Annotated in this window: 11 protein-coding genes and 1 pseudogene; 9 read left to right on the top strand and 3 right to left on the bottom strand. The window is 42.6% G+C overall.

Annotated features, from left to right (window positions below):
- Window positions 1-484: 484 nt before the first annotated feature.
- Complete coding sequence (locus tag N473_RS15750) at window positions 485-1,366, bottom strand: alpha/beta hydrolase (protein ID WP_063368743.1); 882 nt, start codon at window positions 1,364-1,366, stop codon at window positions 485-487.
- Between the two features lie 368 nt (window positions 1,367-1,734).
- Here N473_RS15750 and N473_RS15745 point away from each other — a divergent pair, with 368 nt between their 5' ends.
- The 4 genes from N473_RS15745 to N473_RS15735 all read left to right on the top strand — a co-directional run bounded on the left by N473_RS15745 (window position 1,735) and on the right by N473_RS15735 (window position 4,292).
- Window positions 1,735-2,175, top strand: a complete 441-nt coding sequence (locus N473_RS15745) for a GFA family protein (protein WP_269202349.1) — start codon at window positions 1,735-1,737, stop codon at window positions 2,173-2,175.
- Between the two features lie 215 nt (window positions 2,176-2,390).
- Entirely contained in the window at window positions 2,391-2,747 is a 357-nt protein-coding gene (locus N473_RS15740; RefSeq protein WP_063368742.1) for a VOC family protein, read from the top strand.
- Window positions 2,748-2,841: 94 nt separating this feature from the next.
- Entirely contained in the window at window positions 2,842-3,018 is a 177-nt protein-coding gene (locus tag N473_RS26280) for a DUF6435 family protein (protein ID WP_155735627.1), read from the top strand.
- Between the two features lie 176 nt (window positions 3,019-3,194).
- Window positions 3,195-4,292 (top strand): serine hydrolase domain-containing protein, encoded by a 1,098-nt coding sequence (locus N473_RS15735; RefSeq protein WP_063368741.1) that lies wholly within the window; start codon window positions 3,195-3,197, stop codon window positions 4,290-4,292.
- A gap of 130 nt (window positions 4,293-4,422) precedes the next feature.
- Here N473_RS15735 and N473_RS15730 read toward each other — a convergent pair whose 3' ends face one another.
- Both N473_RS15730 and N473_RS15725 read right to left on the bottom strand, forming a co-directional pair.
- The gene (locus N473_RS15730) at window positions 4,423-5,250 is read right to left on the bottom strand and encodes a S1 RNA-binding domain-containing protein (protein ID WP_063368740.1); all 828 of its coding nucleotides are present in this window, start codon (window positions 5,248-5,250) and stop codon (window positions 4,423-4,425) included.
- A gap of 3 nt (window positions 5,251-5,253) precedes the next feature.
- Window positions 5,254-6,582, bottom strand: coding sequence for a DEAD/DEAH box helicase (locus N473_RS15725; protein WP_063368739.1), 1,329 nt, complete (start codon window positions 6,580-6,582; stop codon window positions 5,254-5,256).
- Between the two features lie 265 nt (window positions 6,583-6,847).
- Between N473_RS15725 and N473_RS15720 the strand changes: the two genes are divergently transcribed.
- The 5 genes and pseudogenes from N473_RS15720 to N473_RS15700 all read left to right on the top strand — a co-directional run bounded on the left by N473_RS15720 (window position 6,848) and on the right by N473_RS15700 (window position 16,539).
- Entirely contained in the window at window positions 6,848-7,834 is a 987-nt protein-coding gene (locus tag N473_RS15720; RefSeq protein ID WP_039608899.1) for a rhodanese-related sulfurtransferase, read from the top strand.
- Between the two features lie 255 nt (window positions 7,835-8,089).
- Complete coding sequence (locus N473_RS15715; protein ID WP_063368738.1) at window positions 8,090-9,196, top strand: sensor histidine kinase; 1,107 nt, start codon at window positions 8,090-8,092, stop codon at window positions 9,194-9,196.
- A gap of 15 nt (window positions 9,197-9,211) precedes the next feature.
- The gene (locus N473_RS15710; RefSeq protein WP_063368737.1) at window positions 9,212-10,054 is read left to right on the top strand and encodes a LytR/AlgR family response regulator transcription factor; all 843 of its coding nucleotides are present in this window, start codon (window positions 9,212-9,214) and stop codon (window positions 10,052-10,054) included.
- Between the two features lie 280 nt (window positions 10,055-10,334).
- A pseudogene (locus N473_RS15705) lies at window positions 10,335-12,992 on the top strand (family 16 glycosylhydrolase); the annotation flags it as partial.
- A 580-nt stretch (window positions 12,993-13,572) separates the two neighbouring features.
- Complete coding sequence (locus N473_RS15700; protein ID WP_063368735.1) at window positions 13,573-16,539, top strand: TonB-dependent receptor; 2,967 nt, start codon at window positions 13,573-13,575, stop codon at window positions 16,537-16,539.
- The last annotated feature ends 17 nt before the right edge of the window (window positions 16,540-16,556 follow it).

Here is a 16,556-nt window from a genome sequence, read left to right as displayed (position 1 = left end):
AAGTGTCTATATAGCAACTTTTTATCTATATGCTAAACAAGCTTAAGAGAAGGCGGGTAGTAATTTAAGGGATATTGAACGAAATTCACACCAAGTGAGCGTGCTCATTGAATATGCCGACGCTTCGAGTTGCTTATATTAAGGCACGTGCAGTTGCGGCACAAATTGCTGTATGACCTTGAAGCCTTCAATAACGTATCGAGATATAAAACAATTCAGTGTTAGTTTTTTCATTGTTAGCATAATTAACGTAACCTGCGGGTATTGGGAGTCGAGACATTAAGTTGCGACGGGGAACGAGATATGACATGAGCGTAACTTATGATAGGAAACTGTTGTTGTTTGCTTTATATTGGTTTATTTGGAGTGGTTCGATGCACTTAAAAAACACAGGCGCAGAGAAGCTAAATCAAAAGTGACTAAAGCTTCTATGCTATGCATCAAGCTTACAGGCATAAAAGAGAATGCCTATTGCTTGTTGGCACTAATTATTTGTCTGAATTGACTTGTCGCAAGCTGTCGGATAACACTTAAAAGCTGCTCTTAATCCTTTATAAAGACCTTGATGTAACATAGACATATGAGTTTCATCTTGGAAAACATCATAAGTCCCAGTCGTCTTGTTGGATGCATAAAGCATGTGTCCGGTTCTGGCGATGGCTTGAATGTGAGCCAGATAGTCTGCTGTATCATTCGCAGCATCGTTTTGATTGTGGGCAGCTGCAACATAAATATTAAATGCTTTGCTATTTAATAGGCCGAATGACTGCTCTAACTGGTTTACGGTTGCTGCATTGTCCCACCACATGGACGGGTCGAGTGCGATATACGACTTAAAGGTGTCTTGAATTTCTGGGTTAAGTACCGCTGTCATGGTAAATAGTCCACCTAATGAGTGACCAGCAAGAACCCGAAAGTCATTAGTTCGGTAGTTTTGATCTATAAAAGAAACGACTTCTTGTTTAATAAAATCCTGAAAAATCGCACTTTTTCCGGTTGTTAGGTCCGTGCTGTGGCCGTCGTTGGGTACCGAGGGCGTTAAGTCTCGCGCTCTATGCTCTACCGTGTCAATTGCCACTAAAATAGCTTGCGGAATATAGCCAACCATGTTTGCAAACCACATACTTTCGGCGGTAATAAATTGATACACCGCACCATCTGTTATGTATACCACAGGGTAGCGTTTATTTTTATTTTCAGGAGCATGGTAGCCAGTCGGCAGCGCAACCCAAACGTTTTTGCTTTCAGCCAGTATATTTGGGCTGAACGTATGTGCTATTGGCTCGTGTTTGTAAGTGAATGGCTCGTAGTTGGCGAATACTGTAAAACTGAATACCGAGAGTAATATAGCTATGAGTACATGCATAAAATCTTCCTTATTATTTAAGTAAAAATGTAGAGTGGCTGTTTGAAATTTGTACTGTTTTTTTATCATCGTTGCAGTACGATTTCTGTAAACTTTTGTTCAAATATTCAGACATCACACCAACAGATTTTAAGTAGATTTAGTGTTATAGCCTGCTGCATACTTTATAATAAAAACAATGGGTTATGATTGTATAATTGTGCGCTGAAAGTCTACAACGCACTCATCGGAGAGTTGTTCAAACAAGTATTGGGTAGAGCAATAAAAAAAGCGGTGGCGACATAAATGTGACTGACGGTAATAAGCAGCAACACCTTTCCAACTTCTCTTTACTCACAGCTCATAGCAACTTTTTGGAATTGATGTAAGTGTTTGTTTTTATTTCATTTGTATTATTCGTCTACACAACAATAAGGAATTATTTCGAGGCTAGGGAGTATAACGGCGGGTGTTTGTGCGGAAGCATTCGATTTGTTGCATCAGAGGAAGCACGCAATCCACACATTTGCTCGTGTAAAATGTGTCAACGTCATAGTGGTTCATTAACTCAAGTATGGGTGGAATTTGATAAACAAGATGTTAACTGGTTTGGACCGGGCGGTATGCCGAAAACTTGGCGCTCTTTTGACTATTTATCTCGCAACTTTTGTGATGTGTGTGGTCGCACGTTAGGAGCGATAGATGATGACTCAGTGGTTGCTTTGGTGCTTGGCACTTTTGATTCACCTAATAGAGTCACACTTAGGGTAACTTCACATTCTTATATATCAAAAAAGCCGAAGTGGTGGCATGTTAACGCTGAGGTTTGATAATCTCACAAGCTGTTGTATTAATAATTAAGGAGCGTGAAATGATAAAAAATATATTTAAAGTGATCACATGTGATGTTCTGTTAAAGCGTGTATCTGGTGGCAGTGGTGGAGATCAACTCCCAAAAGAAAAAAGGCCGGGCACGGGTAACTAATGACACAAGTTTGTCGTAATTATCACTAAAAAAATTAGTCAAATTTGGGGGAAAACAATCATGGATCAACATGAAAAACTCAATTATGTTGAGTTTGCTGCAAATGATTTGCAAGCGACAAAAGCTTTCTTTACTCAGGTTTTTGGTTGGGAGTTCGTCGATTATGGCCCCGAATACACTGCCTTTTCAAACCAAGGGTTAGATGGTGGTTTTTATAAAGCTGATATGTCCAGTCAGGTTGTAAGTGGTGGTGCGCTATTGGTATTTTATAGTCGTGATATTAAGGCAACACAGGCAAAGGTAGTTGAAAATGGCGGTGAAGTTGTAAAGCCTATTTTTGAATTCCCTGGAGGGTGTCGTTTTCATTTTATTGAGCCAAGCGGTAATGAATTCGCTGTCTGGTCAGAAACGCAGTAGTTTAATTTAACTATCTCAGGGAATTAAAAAGCACAACTGATCCATACCGTTACTCAATTCGTTTAGTGAGAAAAGGCTAACACGAGATAAAGGTATGTTTGGATTTTTAAAACCTGACCCAGTAAAAAAACTCAGAAAGATTTACGACAAAAAGCTTGAACAAGGTATGCATGCGCAAAGAAATGGAGACATTAAAGGCTATGCTATGTTAACAGCTGAAGCTGAGGCTATCTGGAAAGAGATTGAGACATTGCAAAATAAAAGCAAGTAGCTTGACGTTGTTGCGATTAATAATGCACAAAAAACGGCCATTCTAAATTAAGGGTATGGTCGTTTGCACTAATTTATTCTTATTTATGGAATAAATAGGCACACTTCACTTACTGTAATATGTTATTTGTTGTATCCTCCTTGTGAATATGTATTAAAAACAAGGACAACATACGGATGATGACATCGGTTTTAAAATCGGCCAGATTTGCCACACTCTACACAATAATTGCTGGCACGACATTGTCTGCATACGCTAATTCCGTAGACGACCTCATAAAAAATACCATGGAAAAACGCAATATTCCTGGGTTGCAACTTGCAGTGGTGAAGAACAATAAAATAATAAAAGCCCAAAGCTATGGTGTGGCTAGCTTACAACATGACGTACCAGTTAAAAATAGCTCTATCTTTTCGATAAATTCAATGACAAAAGCCTTCACCGGGGTTGCCTTAATGCAATTGGAGGAGCAAGGTATATTGTCAATTGATGATGAAATAGGCAAGCATTTACCTAATTTACCAAAAGCGTGGCAAAAGATTAAAATTAAACACCTGATGGCCCACACCTCTGGTTTACCAAGGATTTTAAGCGGGCACAATATAGACTTAATTGTGAGAGGCAACCCAAAAGCGTCTTGGGATAAAGTGCAAACATTACCTATGGCGTCTGAAGTGAATAGCCAATTTTCTTATAACCAAACGGGTTATGTGATAATCGGTAAAATCATTGATAAATACGTTGATGGTAACTTTATTGAGTTTATAACAGAGCATCAGCTAAAACGCGCTAAGATGACTTTAACCGCTGACGCTGGTTTTGAGTATATGACGCCAGTGATTAAAGATCAGGCGCAGCAGTACGTTTATGATGGTCAAAACAAGCGCTTTATCAACATTCAGGGTCAGTTTTCATACATGATGAGAACCGCAGCAGGTATGAATTCAACAGCGACAGAATTGGCCAATTATCTGATTGCGCTTACAAACAAGAAACTGACTAAAAACTTGGATGGACTTTGGACGCCGGTGGTGCTTAATGATGGCACTATCAGGGGCTTTGATAAATTACAAAATGGTTATGCCATTGGTTGGCAAGTGATAGACAGAGAAAATCACCCTGCGGTCAGTGCAAGCGGCGGTAACGCGGTAACCATGGTGTATTATCCAAAAGATAACGTGTCTGTAGTTGTGCTAACAAACCTTGCTGGTGCTCTACCCATTCATTTTGCCGATAAAATAGCAGCAGAATATATCGAAGGGTTTGCATTGTAGAGCCTTAAAGGATGGTTCGAAACGAGGTTTAGATAGATATGTCGGGCCGCTTAAATCCTGCTTAATTGGTTAATCACTAGCGCTATGAAAAGGAGAGGTGACTCAAACTGAGTTTAAGTCACCAAAAAGACTATTTTCGAAGTGAAATAGAGTTCGCTTCAATATCAATCTTGCCTTGCTTAAATAAGCCACCAATGGCTTTTTTAAAGTTCGCTTTACTGGTTGAGAAAGCTTGCTTGATAAGCTGAGGGTCTGACTTGTCACCTAAAGGTAAAAAGCCGTTGTTTTCCTCTAGCTTGGCAAGGATTTGCTCACCAAGGCCTGAAATCTTCTCGATACCTGGCTTCTCTAGTAAGACATCAATTTTGTCGCCTTCACGTACTTGCTTAATAAAGCCTTTCATACGCTGGCCGATGTACATACGCTTAAATACGGTATTAAAGAACACCATGCCGAAGTGCGTTTCGTTGATAACGACTTTGTAGCCAAGATCTGTTTTAGCAGCCACGATTAAGTCGACTTCTTGGTTTTTCTCGTAATTTGCAGGTGTTTTATTAACAAACTTATTGAGGTTACTTGAAGCACATAAACGCTTGCTGGCATTGTCCAAGTAAAGCTTTACAAGGTAGCTATAGCCTTCACGCATTTTTGGCTTTTGCTCGTTGTAAGGTGCAAGTACATCTTTTGCAATGCCTAAGTCCATAAATGCACCAACTTTGTTGATTTGCTTCACACGAAGTAAGGCAAATTCACCCACTTGTGCAATGGGAGCTTTGGTTGTTGCACAGGCATGGCCCTGGTTATCTGAATAAATAAAGACTTCGACGTTATCGCCTTCTTCTAAATATTCAGGCTTTTCATCCAAAGGCAAAAATACATCACCAAGTTCTTTGCCGTCGAGGTATGCGCCTTCTGCACAGATCTCTTCAATCATTAAAAATTGCTTAGTTCCTAGCATGGTTTACTCCTCAGTTGGCTTTGGTTTTCTGCGAAGTGGTGCATGACCATCCACATCAAATGGTGCTGCAATCGGTTTTTTCGGCGCTTTAGGCTTTTTAGTAAACTTACGTTTTTGTTCTGGCTTGTTCGCTTTTTGCGGCTTTTTGCCTTTATAAGCAGGCTTTTTCGGCTTTTCTTTAAAGCCTTTAAACTTACCTTCTAAGCCTTCTACGGTGTGGAAAGTCAGTTCTTCTTTTAAGTACTGAGCAATCGCCTTGTAGCTCTTCCAATCTTTTGGACCAACCAGTGATGCAGCAGTGCCTTTAAATCCTGCGCGTCCTGTACGACCGATACGGTGAACGTATTCTTCCGCTTGTTTTGGCAGGTCAAAGTTGATTACGTGCGTGACGTTCAACAGGTCAAGACCGCGCGAAGCGACATCGGTAGTCACTAACACTTTATAAATGCCACGGCTGAATGCATCCATGATATCTAGGCGCTTGTTTTGCGCTAAATCACCTGCAAGGCCAATTGCTTTGATGTCCATCTCATTTAATAGCTCACTTAAACGTGTAGTGTCTTGGCGAGTCGCTGTAAAGATGATGCACTGGCCAACTTCGTCTTGTTGTACAAAGTGTTTAAGTAAGGCTTCTTTGTGATCAAGGTGATCTGCGAAATACAGCGCCTGTTGAATGTCGCCGTGTTTTTCGTTACTGCCACTTAATAGAATCTTTTTTGGAGATTTTAAAAGTGATTTGGCAGTGATCTCAACTTGTGCGTGCTCTAAAGTTGCTGAGAACAACATGGTTTGGCGAAGACGGTGGTCTGCTTGGCTGTTAATCGCATTAAGCTGCTTGTCAAAGCCCAAATCAAGCATTCGGTCTGCTTCATCAAAAATAAGTAGCTCAAGGCCAGACAAACGAAGCGATTGCTGTTCTAGGTGGTCAGTAATACGACCCGGTGTGCCAATCACAAAATGCGGGTTTTTACGTAGCGCTTTAACCTGATCATTAAAGTTTTCGCCACCGAGTACCTTAGTGGCTGTCATCGCAGTACCTGCGATTAATAGACGGCACTGTGAAAATACTTGGTTAGCAAGTTCACGGGTAGGAGCAACAATGAGTACACGTGGGTCGCGTTTACTCAGCGCTTTTTGTTTCATTACACGCTGAACAGCAGGTAATAAAAACGCCAAGGTTTTTCCTGAACCGGTTTTTGACTGGGCAAAAACATCGTGGCCTGCAAGTGCGGTAGGGATAGCATGAGCTTGGATCTCTGTTGGCTCATTAATTCCTTGATGTTCTAATTGCTTCTCAAAGCGTAGGTCAAGGCCGAGTTCGGAAAATCTCAAAGTTACTTTCTCCAATCATTATTCTAAAAAACGCGCCATTATAGCAAAGTGCCAGACAAAGGCACTATATAAATATAGGGCTAAAACTGTTTTTGCTTTTGTTTTAATCACTTGGAACAAAAACTCAGCACTTGATTATGTGTGTTTTGCATTTGTTTCATAAATCCGTAAAATACACGCCTCAGCGCCGGATTTACGATTCGGTTTGTGCCTATGCGTCGTGTTTAAGTGTAGGTTGTTTTAAAGCTTATAAAAGAGAATTATTATGACTAAACCTTATGTTGTTTGTGCAATGTATAAGTTCGTTTCACTGCCTAACTTTGAGCAGATCCGCCAACCTTTATTGCAAGTAATGGAAGAAAATGAAGTGCGTGGTACGCTACTTCTAGCAGAAGAAGGTATTAACGGTACCGTTGCAGCGCAGCGTGAAGGCATTGATGCATTACTAGCATGGTTAGACAAACAACCAGGTTTAGACAACATCGTTTACAAAGAATCTTACGACGAAACATGTCCGTTCTACCGTACTAAAGTTAAGTTGAAAAAAGAGATCGTGACCATGGGTGTACACGGTATCGACCCGAAAAAAGTGGTAGGTACTTATGTTAAGCCTGAAGATTGGAATGCACTTATCTCAGACCCAGAAGTAGTACTTGTTGATACACGTAACGATTACGAGATTGAAATTGGCACGTTCAAAAATGCGGTTGACCCAAAAACTAAAACTTTCCGCGAATTCCCTGAATGGGCTGAAAAAAACCTAGATCCTAAGAAGAACAAAAAAGTAGCAATGTTCTGTACTGGTGGTATTCGCTGTGAAAAATCAACTGCTTACATGAAAGAGCAGGGCTTTGAAGAGGTTTATCACCTTGAAGGCGGTATTCTTAAGTATTTAGAAGACGTGCCAAAAGAAGAGACAATGTGGGAAGGTGAGTGTTTCGTATTTGATAACCGTGTCGCGGTTGATCATGACCTAAACAAAGGCTCTTACGAGCAATGTCACGCATGTCGCATGCCTATCACTGAAGAAGAAATGCAATTAGAGCAGTACATGGAAGGGGTTTCTTGCCACCACTGCTTCGACAATGTGACTGAAGAGCAAAAAGCTCGCTTTGCAGAACGCCAAAAGCAAATGGAGCTCGCAAAAGAGCGTGGTGAAGGTCATATTGGTCACGAAGCGCAAGAAGCACTGCGTCAGCGTAAAGAGCAAAAGCAAGCGCAAAAAGAAGCGCAGCGTAAGCAATCAGCTTAATTTGCTCTAGCTTTTAAAAAGCAATATCGATTTTTAACGCCCTCGGTCATATGGCTGGGGGCGTTTTTGTTTGCATGCCTCAACACATATTCCTTTTATTCATTCTATAAATCTACTTAAATTCAATAGATTATAATTTAGCTTTCTGCCCAAAGAATAAATTTGAGCATGCTCAATAATATTTGTTGCTGATTTGGGTTCCCCTGATATGTGCGCTTATACTCAAGTAGGATAAGTTTATATCGTACAATAATAATGAATGCGCCAACCCAATCAGAATTAACCATTTCACTTCAGGCTTTTTCCAAGCAAAGTCATCAATTTTGGTCTTTACAGATCTTAGGCTGGCTTGGTTACACCGTCGTTGTATTTATCTCGATTATTCACCCACAGTTTGATGACAGCGACTTTAACTTAACGGGCCAATTATTGAATTTGGCGGTTGAGGTGGGTTTTGGCTTTATTTTGTCGTTTTTACAGTGGTCGATCATCAGGCGCATAGTGCATTGGCCGCTTAAACGCACTTTAATAACGAGCTTTGTCAGCGCCGCTATTTTAGGTTTAGTGTTTAATGTTATTAAGCTGGCCTCATACAAAACCATTGTTTACAACCAAGTATGGTATCAAGAGCTCAATATGCTTGAGTTTGGTGGATGGTTTTTGTTTTCGGTTTCTACCATGTTTGTGTGGACAGCGATATTTTTTATTATGCTCTACAACGCGCGTTTGCAAAAAGAGCATGAAATGTTGCTTAGAGCCCAAACGGCGGCAAAAGATGCACAGCTGCAAATGTTAAGATATCAGCTAAATCCTCACTTTATGTTTAACACCATGAATGCCATCTCGACTTTGATCATGAAAAAAGAGAATGATATGGCACAAGAGATGTTAGACAAACTCTGTGATTTCTTCCGCGCATCGCTCCAACATGACACATCAGATGCCAGTCACCTTGGTAAAGAGCTTGAGCTGCTCAATTTGTATTTGAGTATTGAGAAGGTACGATTTGGTGAACGCCTGAAGGTCAACTTTGACATCAATGACACGGCAAAACAGGCCAAAATTCCTCCTTTGGTTTTGCAACCGATTGTAGAGAACGCGATTAAATACGGGGTTGAAGCGAGAAAGCAGCAAAACCAAATCGATATTCGGGTTACCAAACAAGATGGTCATTTAAATATTTTGGTCGAAAACGACGGTGGAGCCTCAGACAAGCCCAATGAAAAAGGGTTTGGGATAGGGTTAAGTAATACCAAAGAGCGCCTAGAAACTTTTTTTGGTACACCCTGTGAGCTCGGTGTAGAGAATGGCAATACAAAAACACGCGTCACTTTGGTTATTCCCTTTGTGATAGAAAAATAAGAATTGGAAACAAATATGATTACTGCGGTATTGGTGGATGATGAACCTCTAGCAATAGAAGGGCTAAGGCTTAGACTTGAGAACATATCTGATATTCAGATAGTAGGAGAAGGGTTTGACGGCGATGATGCAATTCGCTTGTGTCATGAACACCAGCCAGATGTATTGTTTATTGATTTAAGGCTGCCGGGACTCAGTGGACTTGAAGTGGTTCAAGGGTTGCAGTCAGATACGATGCCGCTGGTTGTATTTGTTAGTGCATATAGCGACTACGCGATAGAAGCTTTTGAACTCAACGCGTTGGATTATCTGATGAAGCCTGTGAATCTTGGCAGGCTTAAAAAAACAGTAGACAGGATCCGAGGCTCTCTAAGTGAATCATCTCGCGCTCAAAAGAGTGAAGAGAAAGCAAAGCTTTTAAAAGCGTTAGGTGAATCATCAGGCCTAAGTATTTCACAGTTACAAGAGTGGTTAGATAAAGAAAGCACACCTTTTCCGGCAAAACCAAGACATGAATTACTGATCAAGAATCATGATAATGAGCAAGTGTTCTTGTGCGTTGATGACATTATGTGGGTCGATGCCGCTGGAGATTACATGTGTATTCATACCGACAAAGAAAACTATATTGTGCGGATCACACTCAAGCGACTCAGTGAAGAGTTAGATAAAGCGACGTTTGCACGAATTCATAAATCCACCTTGGTCAATGTGAATTTTGTTAAAAGTTTTACCACACTAAAGAATAATGAATCGATGTTGGATTTAGGGGGAGATATCCGGCTCAAAGTGAGTCGGAATTATAGTGACACATTGAAGTCATTGTTGAAATCTCGTGTGGGGGATGCATTTTTGTAACCAGCATGCCTCACATTTCATCGTGTAATTGTTTCGTCTTGTCGTGTGCGGTGCATCTGCACCAGCATTGACGCAAAATTGCACCGCGATAGCGCATTTCAATTGTCACATTATTATCTTTCTATCAATATTTTAACTGCCAAATTTACATTTTTAATTTGCATTTAAACTAAATGCATTTGGCCAAATGACAACGATAAATGTGCCAAGGTTCACAGAGTGATGTTTTTAAATAAGAAAATATCACATATGCACTGTGAGCAAATGTGGAAGCAATGAAATGAAACCAACAGTAAACCAAGTGTTTGGTGTTTGCCTGCTGAGTGCGACACTGCAAGGGTGTGGCGGGGGCGCTGAAACAAACACTGATACCAGCCAAATCTCACCAGAAGTTCCCGTATCTGATTGGCAACTCGTATGGAGCGATGAGTTCGATACAGACACCATTGATGCTAATAAGTGGCAACATGAAGTGAATTGTGCTGGTGGCGGTAACAACGAGCAACAATGTTACACAGCCAGTAGCGATAACTCTTACATTGACAATGGCGTACTACACATTGTCGCTTTACCGGCGGCAGAGGGAGAGCAAAAACCCTATACGTCAGCGAGGTTAAGTTCAAAAAACAAAGCAGATTTCAAGTATGGACGTTTTGAAGTGCGGGCAAAATTACCATCTGGCCAAGGAAGTTGGCCAGCATTTTGGCTGTTACCCACCGATGAAGCATATGGCGGCTGGCCAAAGTCCGGTGAAATTGATGTGGTTGAGTCGGTTAATCTAAAAGCAAAACGTGAAGATGGGACTTTAGAACGACATGTATATGGCACTTTGCATTATGGCAAAGATTGGCCAGACAACGAATCAAGTGGTAAAGCATATCTACTACCAGATGATATGAACCCCGCGGATGACTTTCATACTTATGCCATTGAGTGGCAAGAAGGGGAAATTCGTTGGTATGTGGATGGTTACTTGTACCAAACTCAGCGCCGTTCGCAAGCGCTATATAATGGAGATGGTGATGCCGTTGGGCTAATTTATCGCGGATGGTTTACGGAGTATTTTGGGCAAGATTCTGGCGAGTTAGAAACCCATTGGGATAACGCGCCGTATGACCAAGCATTCCATATGCTGCTCAATCTTGCGGTAGGTGGAAACTGGCCTGAAAGTGTGAATGAACTGGGCGTCGATGCCTCTGCTTTTGCCAACGGTCAGCATTTTGAAATCGATTACGTGCGTGTGTATCAATGCCAAATTAATCCAGAGACGGGGAAAGGGTGTGACACAGTGCGCGGAGGATTTGATGGCTTAGAGGATGCATTGGTTGAGGGTAAAGCGCCCACGCCAATTCCGCCTTCCTCCGGCATCGCCCAGAATCTAGATATTTTTACCGGTACACCCAATCCGAATTGGCCGGCTTGGGACTGCTGTGGCGGGTCGACACCTACTTTAGTTGATGATGCTGAAAAGGGCACTGCTTATGAGTTTGTGGTTGGAGAGAGCCCAACCGTGAATGGGTTTATTTCTCGAGATGAGTTTATTACTGACGAGACGGGAGCAGCCACCCCATTTGATGCAAGCCCACTTCTAGATGGCGGTACGCTTAGCTTTGAAATGAAGGTTGTTAGCCTTCCAAGTGCCGCTGACACCCCTTGGCTTTTAAAAGTTGAAAGCGTCGATGCATCAACGGCTGCTGAAGTTGCGTTGACCACCAGTGTTGAAGGTCAAGCGCCTGCACTTGGCCAGTGGCAAACGTATACATTTCCTCTGCAAGCGCTGGCAAATGGAGGCCTTAACCTGAGTGCAATCGATGCTGTGATGATATTCCCGACATGGGGCAGTGGCGACGGCGCGGTATATCAAGTGACAAACATGCGTATTTCCGGTGATAGTGTATCTGCGCCTCAATCATTTGTCGTTTTTGAAGAGTCGATTAACCCAGCTTGGCCACTATGGGATTGCTGCGGAGGCACAACACCACAAATTGTTGAAGACGATGCCCAGCACGGCAATGTTGCTGAGTTTTCTGTGGGGAGTGAGCCAACTGTTTTAGGTTTTATATCGCGCGCTGACAATATCACCGAAGCTGGAGTATCACCAGCACCATTTGACGCCTCGTCCATGTTTTCCGATGGTATGCTTCAATTTGAAATGAAAGTGGTGAATGCGCCAGCGGATGCCGAATCGGTTTGGAAGCTAAAAATAGAAAGTAATAACGCTGAAACCGCAGCTGAACTTGACCTTGCAAGCAGTATTGAAGGATTGGCACCAGTTACGGGTCAATGGCAAACCTATACATTCAAGATATCGGATTTAGCCAGTGCAGGGTTAGATGTGAGTGGTATTGATGTGGTGATGATTTTTCCTGCGTGGGGCACGGGTGAAGGTGCACTTTATCGCGTCGATAATCTTAAATTCTATCAACCAATGGATGCACCAACATTTGAAGGGCATGTGCTGTTTCAAGATGATGTGTTGTCACAATGGTCGCTATGGGATTGTTGCGGTGGGTCAACACCTGAGCTCGTCACTGACGATGCACAACATGGCATGACTGCTGAATACACCATTGGTGGCGAACCGACAGTTGTTGGCCTATTTGCAGATGATGGTGTTTATCTAGACAGCAGTGCATTTTTGCAATCGGGTGTCATTCAATTTGAGATGAAAGTGGTGAGTGCGCCAGCCAACGCAGAGTCTGTTTGGAAGTTCAAAATTGAATCTATGGATGCGACTACCGCGGTAGAGCTGGACTTGGCTGCAAGTCAAGAAGGTAAAGCGCCAGTCGTTGGCCAGTGGCAAACATATACTTATTCCCTGCAAAGTTTATTAGAAGCTGGGTTAGATGTGACAGCGATTGATGTTGTGATGGTCTTTCCCGCTTGGGGAACAGGTGACGGGGCAGTATTTAGGCTAGATAATGTGCTTATCTACAATCCAAGCTCAGTACCTCAATCACATTCTCTTACGCTTTTTAAAGATGGACAAAACAGTAGCTGGCCAATGTGGGATTGCTGTGGAGGCTCTACCCCTACAGAGCAACAAGATGATACAGAGCATGGCATGACCGCCGAATTTTCTATTGGCGCCGAGCCTACAGTGATGGGGTTTTTGGCAAATACTGGTTCACATTTTGATGCCAGCACCTTGCAAGCAGAAGGGGTTGTTCGCTTTGACATGAAAGTGCTCAATGCACCCAATGACGCCAGTAGTACTTGGAAATTCAAAATTGAATCACTCGATGCGCAAACAGCTGTTGAGCTTGATTTGAGTGCGAGCATTGAAGCACAAGCGCCAGTTACAGGGCAGTGGCAAACCTATACCTACTCTTTACAGTCGTTGGCTGACGCAGGCTTAGATTTATCAAAAATCAATGTTGTAATGGTGTTCCCTGCATGGGGCACTGGCGAAGGTGCGGTTTACAGAGTTGATAACGCAGAAATCACGGTGCCGTAACGCGGCAAATACAAGGGGGGATAAATTTCCCCCCAGAACAGAGAATTTATGTAGGTTAGTTATGAAACAAGTTCAATTTGTATCTTCGCGCGTGGCTTTGTGTGTGTCATTAGCTCTATCAGGGCAGGTATTTGCCGAAGAACAATCAACAGCGAATTTAGCGACAGATGCGCAAAATCCAGAAATAGAAGTCATTGAGATCCGTGGGATCAAGGGCAGTTTGACCCGTGCTATGAATCTAAAAAGAATTGCATCTGGGGTTGTGGATGCGATTTCAGCTGAGGAAATGGGCAAATTCCCAGATACCAATTTAGCTGAATCTCTACAGCGTATTACCGGTGTTGCGGTCAGCCGAAGTAATGGCGAAGGTTCCCAGATCACAGTCAGAGGCTTTGGTCCCGATTTCAATTTAATTACGTTAAACGGTCGCCAAATGCCGGGCACAGGTAACTCAAGATCTTACAGTCTTGAGAATTTATCTGCTGATGGTGTAATGGCATTAGAGGTATTCAAAACAGCACGCGCAGAAAACCCAAGCGGTGGTCTAGGCGCCACAGTTAACATTGTGACTAGAAAACCGCTGGCAAGTCCCGGTGAGCGCTATACCTTTTCGGCAAAAGCGATCCATGATTCGTCAAACGTCGAAAATGACGATGTGACACCCGAGTTATCAGCGCTTTATTCAAACACCTTTATTGACGATACATTGGGTGTGTCGTTCTCTCTTACACATCATGAAAGAGACTTTCAAAAGCAGCAGGCGCACATTCAAGGGTGGCAAGCCAATGTCGATTTGCCCGGCAATATCGATGACAGCAAGGTGATTGATCCTAGACCATTAGATAATGACGGAAATCGAGTAGGCGATTACTTTTTTCCTCGAGACATGAACTATGGCATTGAAGATTTGGAAAGGGACAGAACCAACGGCCACGTTGTGTTTCAGTATGCGCCCACTGACGACTTGGTGCTTTCAGTAGATTACACCCACACCAAAGCCGTGACAGGCAAAAATGGTATTGGTTGGGGGATGTGGAATGAATATGGTGGCAACATCAATGCCTATGAATTAGATAAAAATGGTACAGCGGTTTTTGCCGATATTAGTGGCAATGACGGCTCTTTTACCGCATCACGCTCAACAACCGAAGTCATTGAAAAGTCAGCAGGTATCAATATCGATTGGCAAATTAATAACGTATGGCATATCGCTGTGGATTATCACGACTCATCAAGCGAAACTGATAACGGTATTGATAAAGGCATCGGTAGTGAAGGTTCTTTGGTGTTAGGATCCGATCAGCTACGCACTAAAAACTATGATTATCGCACTGGCGATGTTCCACATGCGCAAATACATTGGTTGAATGGCTCTACAACACTGCTTGAAAGTGAAATTGACTCGCACTTTAGCCAGTTTGTTCACTCGCCTGGAAAGGCAGAGGTTCAGCAGCTACAAATAGATGCAACATGGGAAAATGACCGCTTTGACATTCCATTGATTGATGTCAAATTTGGTGTTGCTATGACGGATCAAACGATGGGCGGGTCTAACGCTTGGAGTGGTTTAATTGGCGGGTTTTTATTTAATCCGGCATGGCCACAAATGTTCCCTGACAGCATGTTTATCAGAAACGATACCAATGGATTTTTAGATGCATTTGCCAGCGGCGGTGCAAATTTAAATCCGAATTACTACTATACCTTTGACTTTGACGAGGTCGTCGCACGCTCTGAAGCATTCCTTACCAATGACGTGCTCGGTGGTGACGATTATTTCGCCACCACGGCATACCATGATTTGGGCACCTTTTCTCGTAGCTCTGTGCAAGAAGAGACAATGAGCTTTTATGTTCAGAGTGCTTGGGAGTTTGAAGTCGCCTCATTCCCTGTTGCTTTAAACATCGGTGTTCGATATGAAGAAACCGACGTAACTAGTATTGATGAACAACAAATTCCGATTTCGGTTTGGTGGCTAGGTGGCAGTGAGTGGCACACACAATATCTCCCAGAGGATAATACATATACGTCTGAAGGGCAGCATGATGTGCTACTGCCAATGCTTGATGTAAAAGTAGATATTACCGATGAGCTGGTAGGCCGAGTTTCTTGGGGTAAAACCATTACTCGTGCACCTTTGGGAGATTTGGCGGGCGGGCGTGTGCTCTCTGGTAGCCCTAAAATAGGCTCTCGAAACGGCAATGAAGGTAATACGAATCTAGAACCATTCGAATCTACAAACTTAGATTTAAGCCTTGAGTATTACTACGATGAAAGTAGTTACGCAGCAATCGGGTACTTTAAAAAGTCAGTCAAAAACTTCATTGGCAGTCGGGTTACTGAAACAACCATTGATGGATTTAAAGATATCTATCAAGGTCCGAAATGGAATCAGGCGGTTGCCGATATTGAAGCACGCGGTGAGCAAGCAACCAGTGATGCGATTTTTCTGCAAATGCAGGCCAATGGCGCGACGCTTAACTCGCAAGGTTACATTGAACCTGCTGACGATGATCCGTTATTGCTCTGGAAGATAACCCAACCATTTAATGCGACAGATACTAAAAAGGTCGATGGCTTCGAAGTGGCATTTCAACATGTGTTTGGTGAGAGCGGCTTTGGCATAGGACTCAATGCCACATTTGTCGATGGCGACGTAGAATTTGATGTAAATAGCTTAGATCAGCAAACACCGCTTACGGGGTTAAGCGATTCTGCAAATGCACAAGTTTTTTATGAAAAAGATGGGCTGTCTATTAAGTTCACTTACGCGTGGCGTGACGAATATTTGATAGGTGTTGGCCAAGATCAAGGCTCAGCTGACAACCCGCCTCAATTTGCAAAAGCCTATGCCCAGCTAGATGCCAGTGTGAATTATGACCTTGATGAACGCTGGACGGTTTTTTTTGAGGGCATAAACCTCAACGACGAAACTGAACAAGGCTTTGGTCGGTATGAACGACAGTTCTTATTCGCAAGGCAGTACGGTCCAAGATATACCCTGGGTGTGAGATACAGCTTTCAATAAATCTAATCACTTTTTTA

It is taken from the genome of Pseudoalteromonas luteoviolacea CPMOR-1 (assembly GCF_001625685.1).
Lineage (GTDB): Bacteria > Pseudomonadota > Gammaproteobacteria > Enterobacterales > Alteromonadaceae > Pseudoalteromonas > Pseudoalteromonas luteoviolacea_K.
This window is presented reverse-complemented; position numbering and strand designations above follow the sequence as displayed.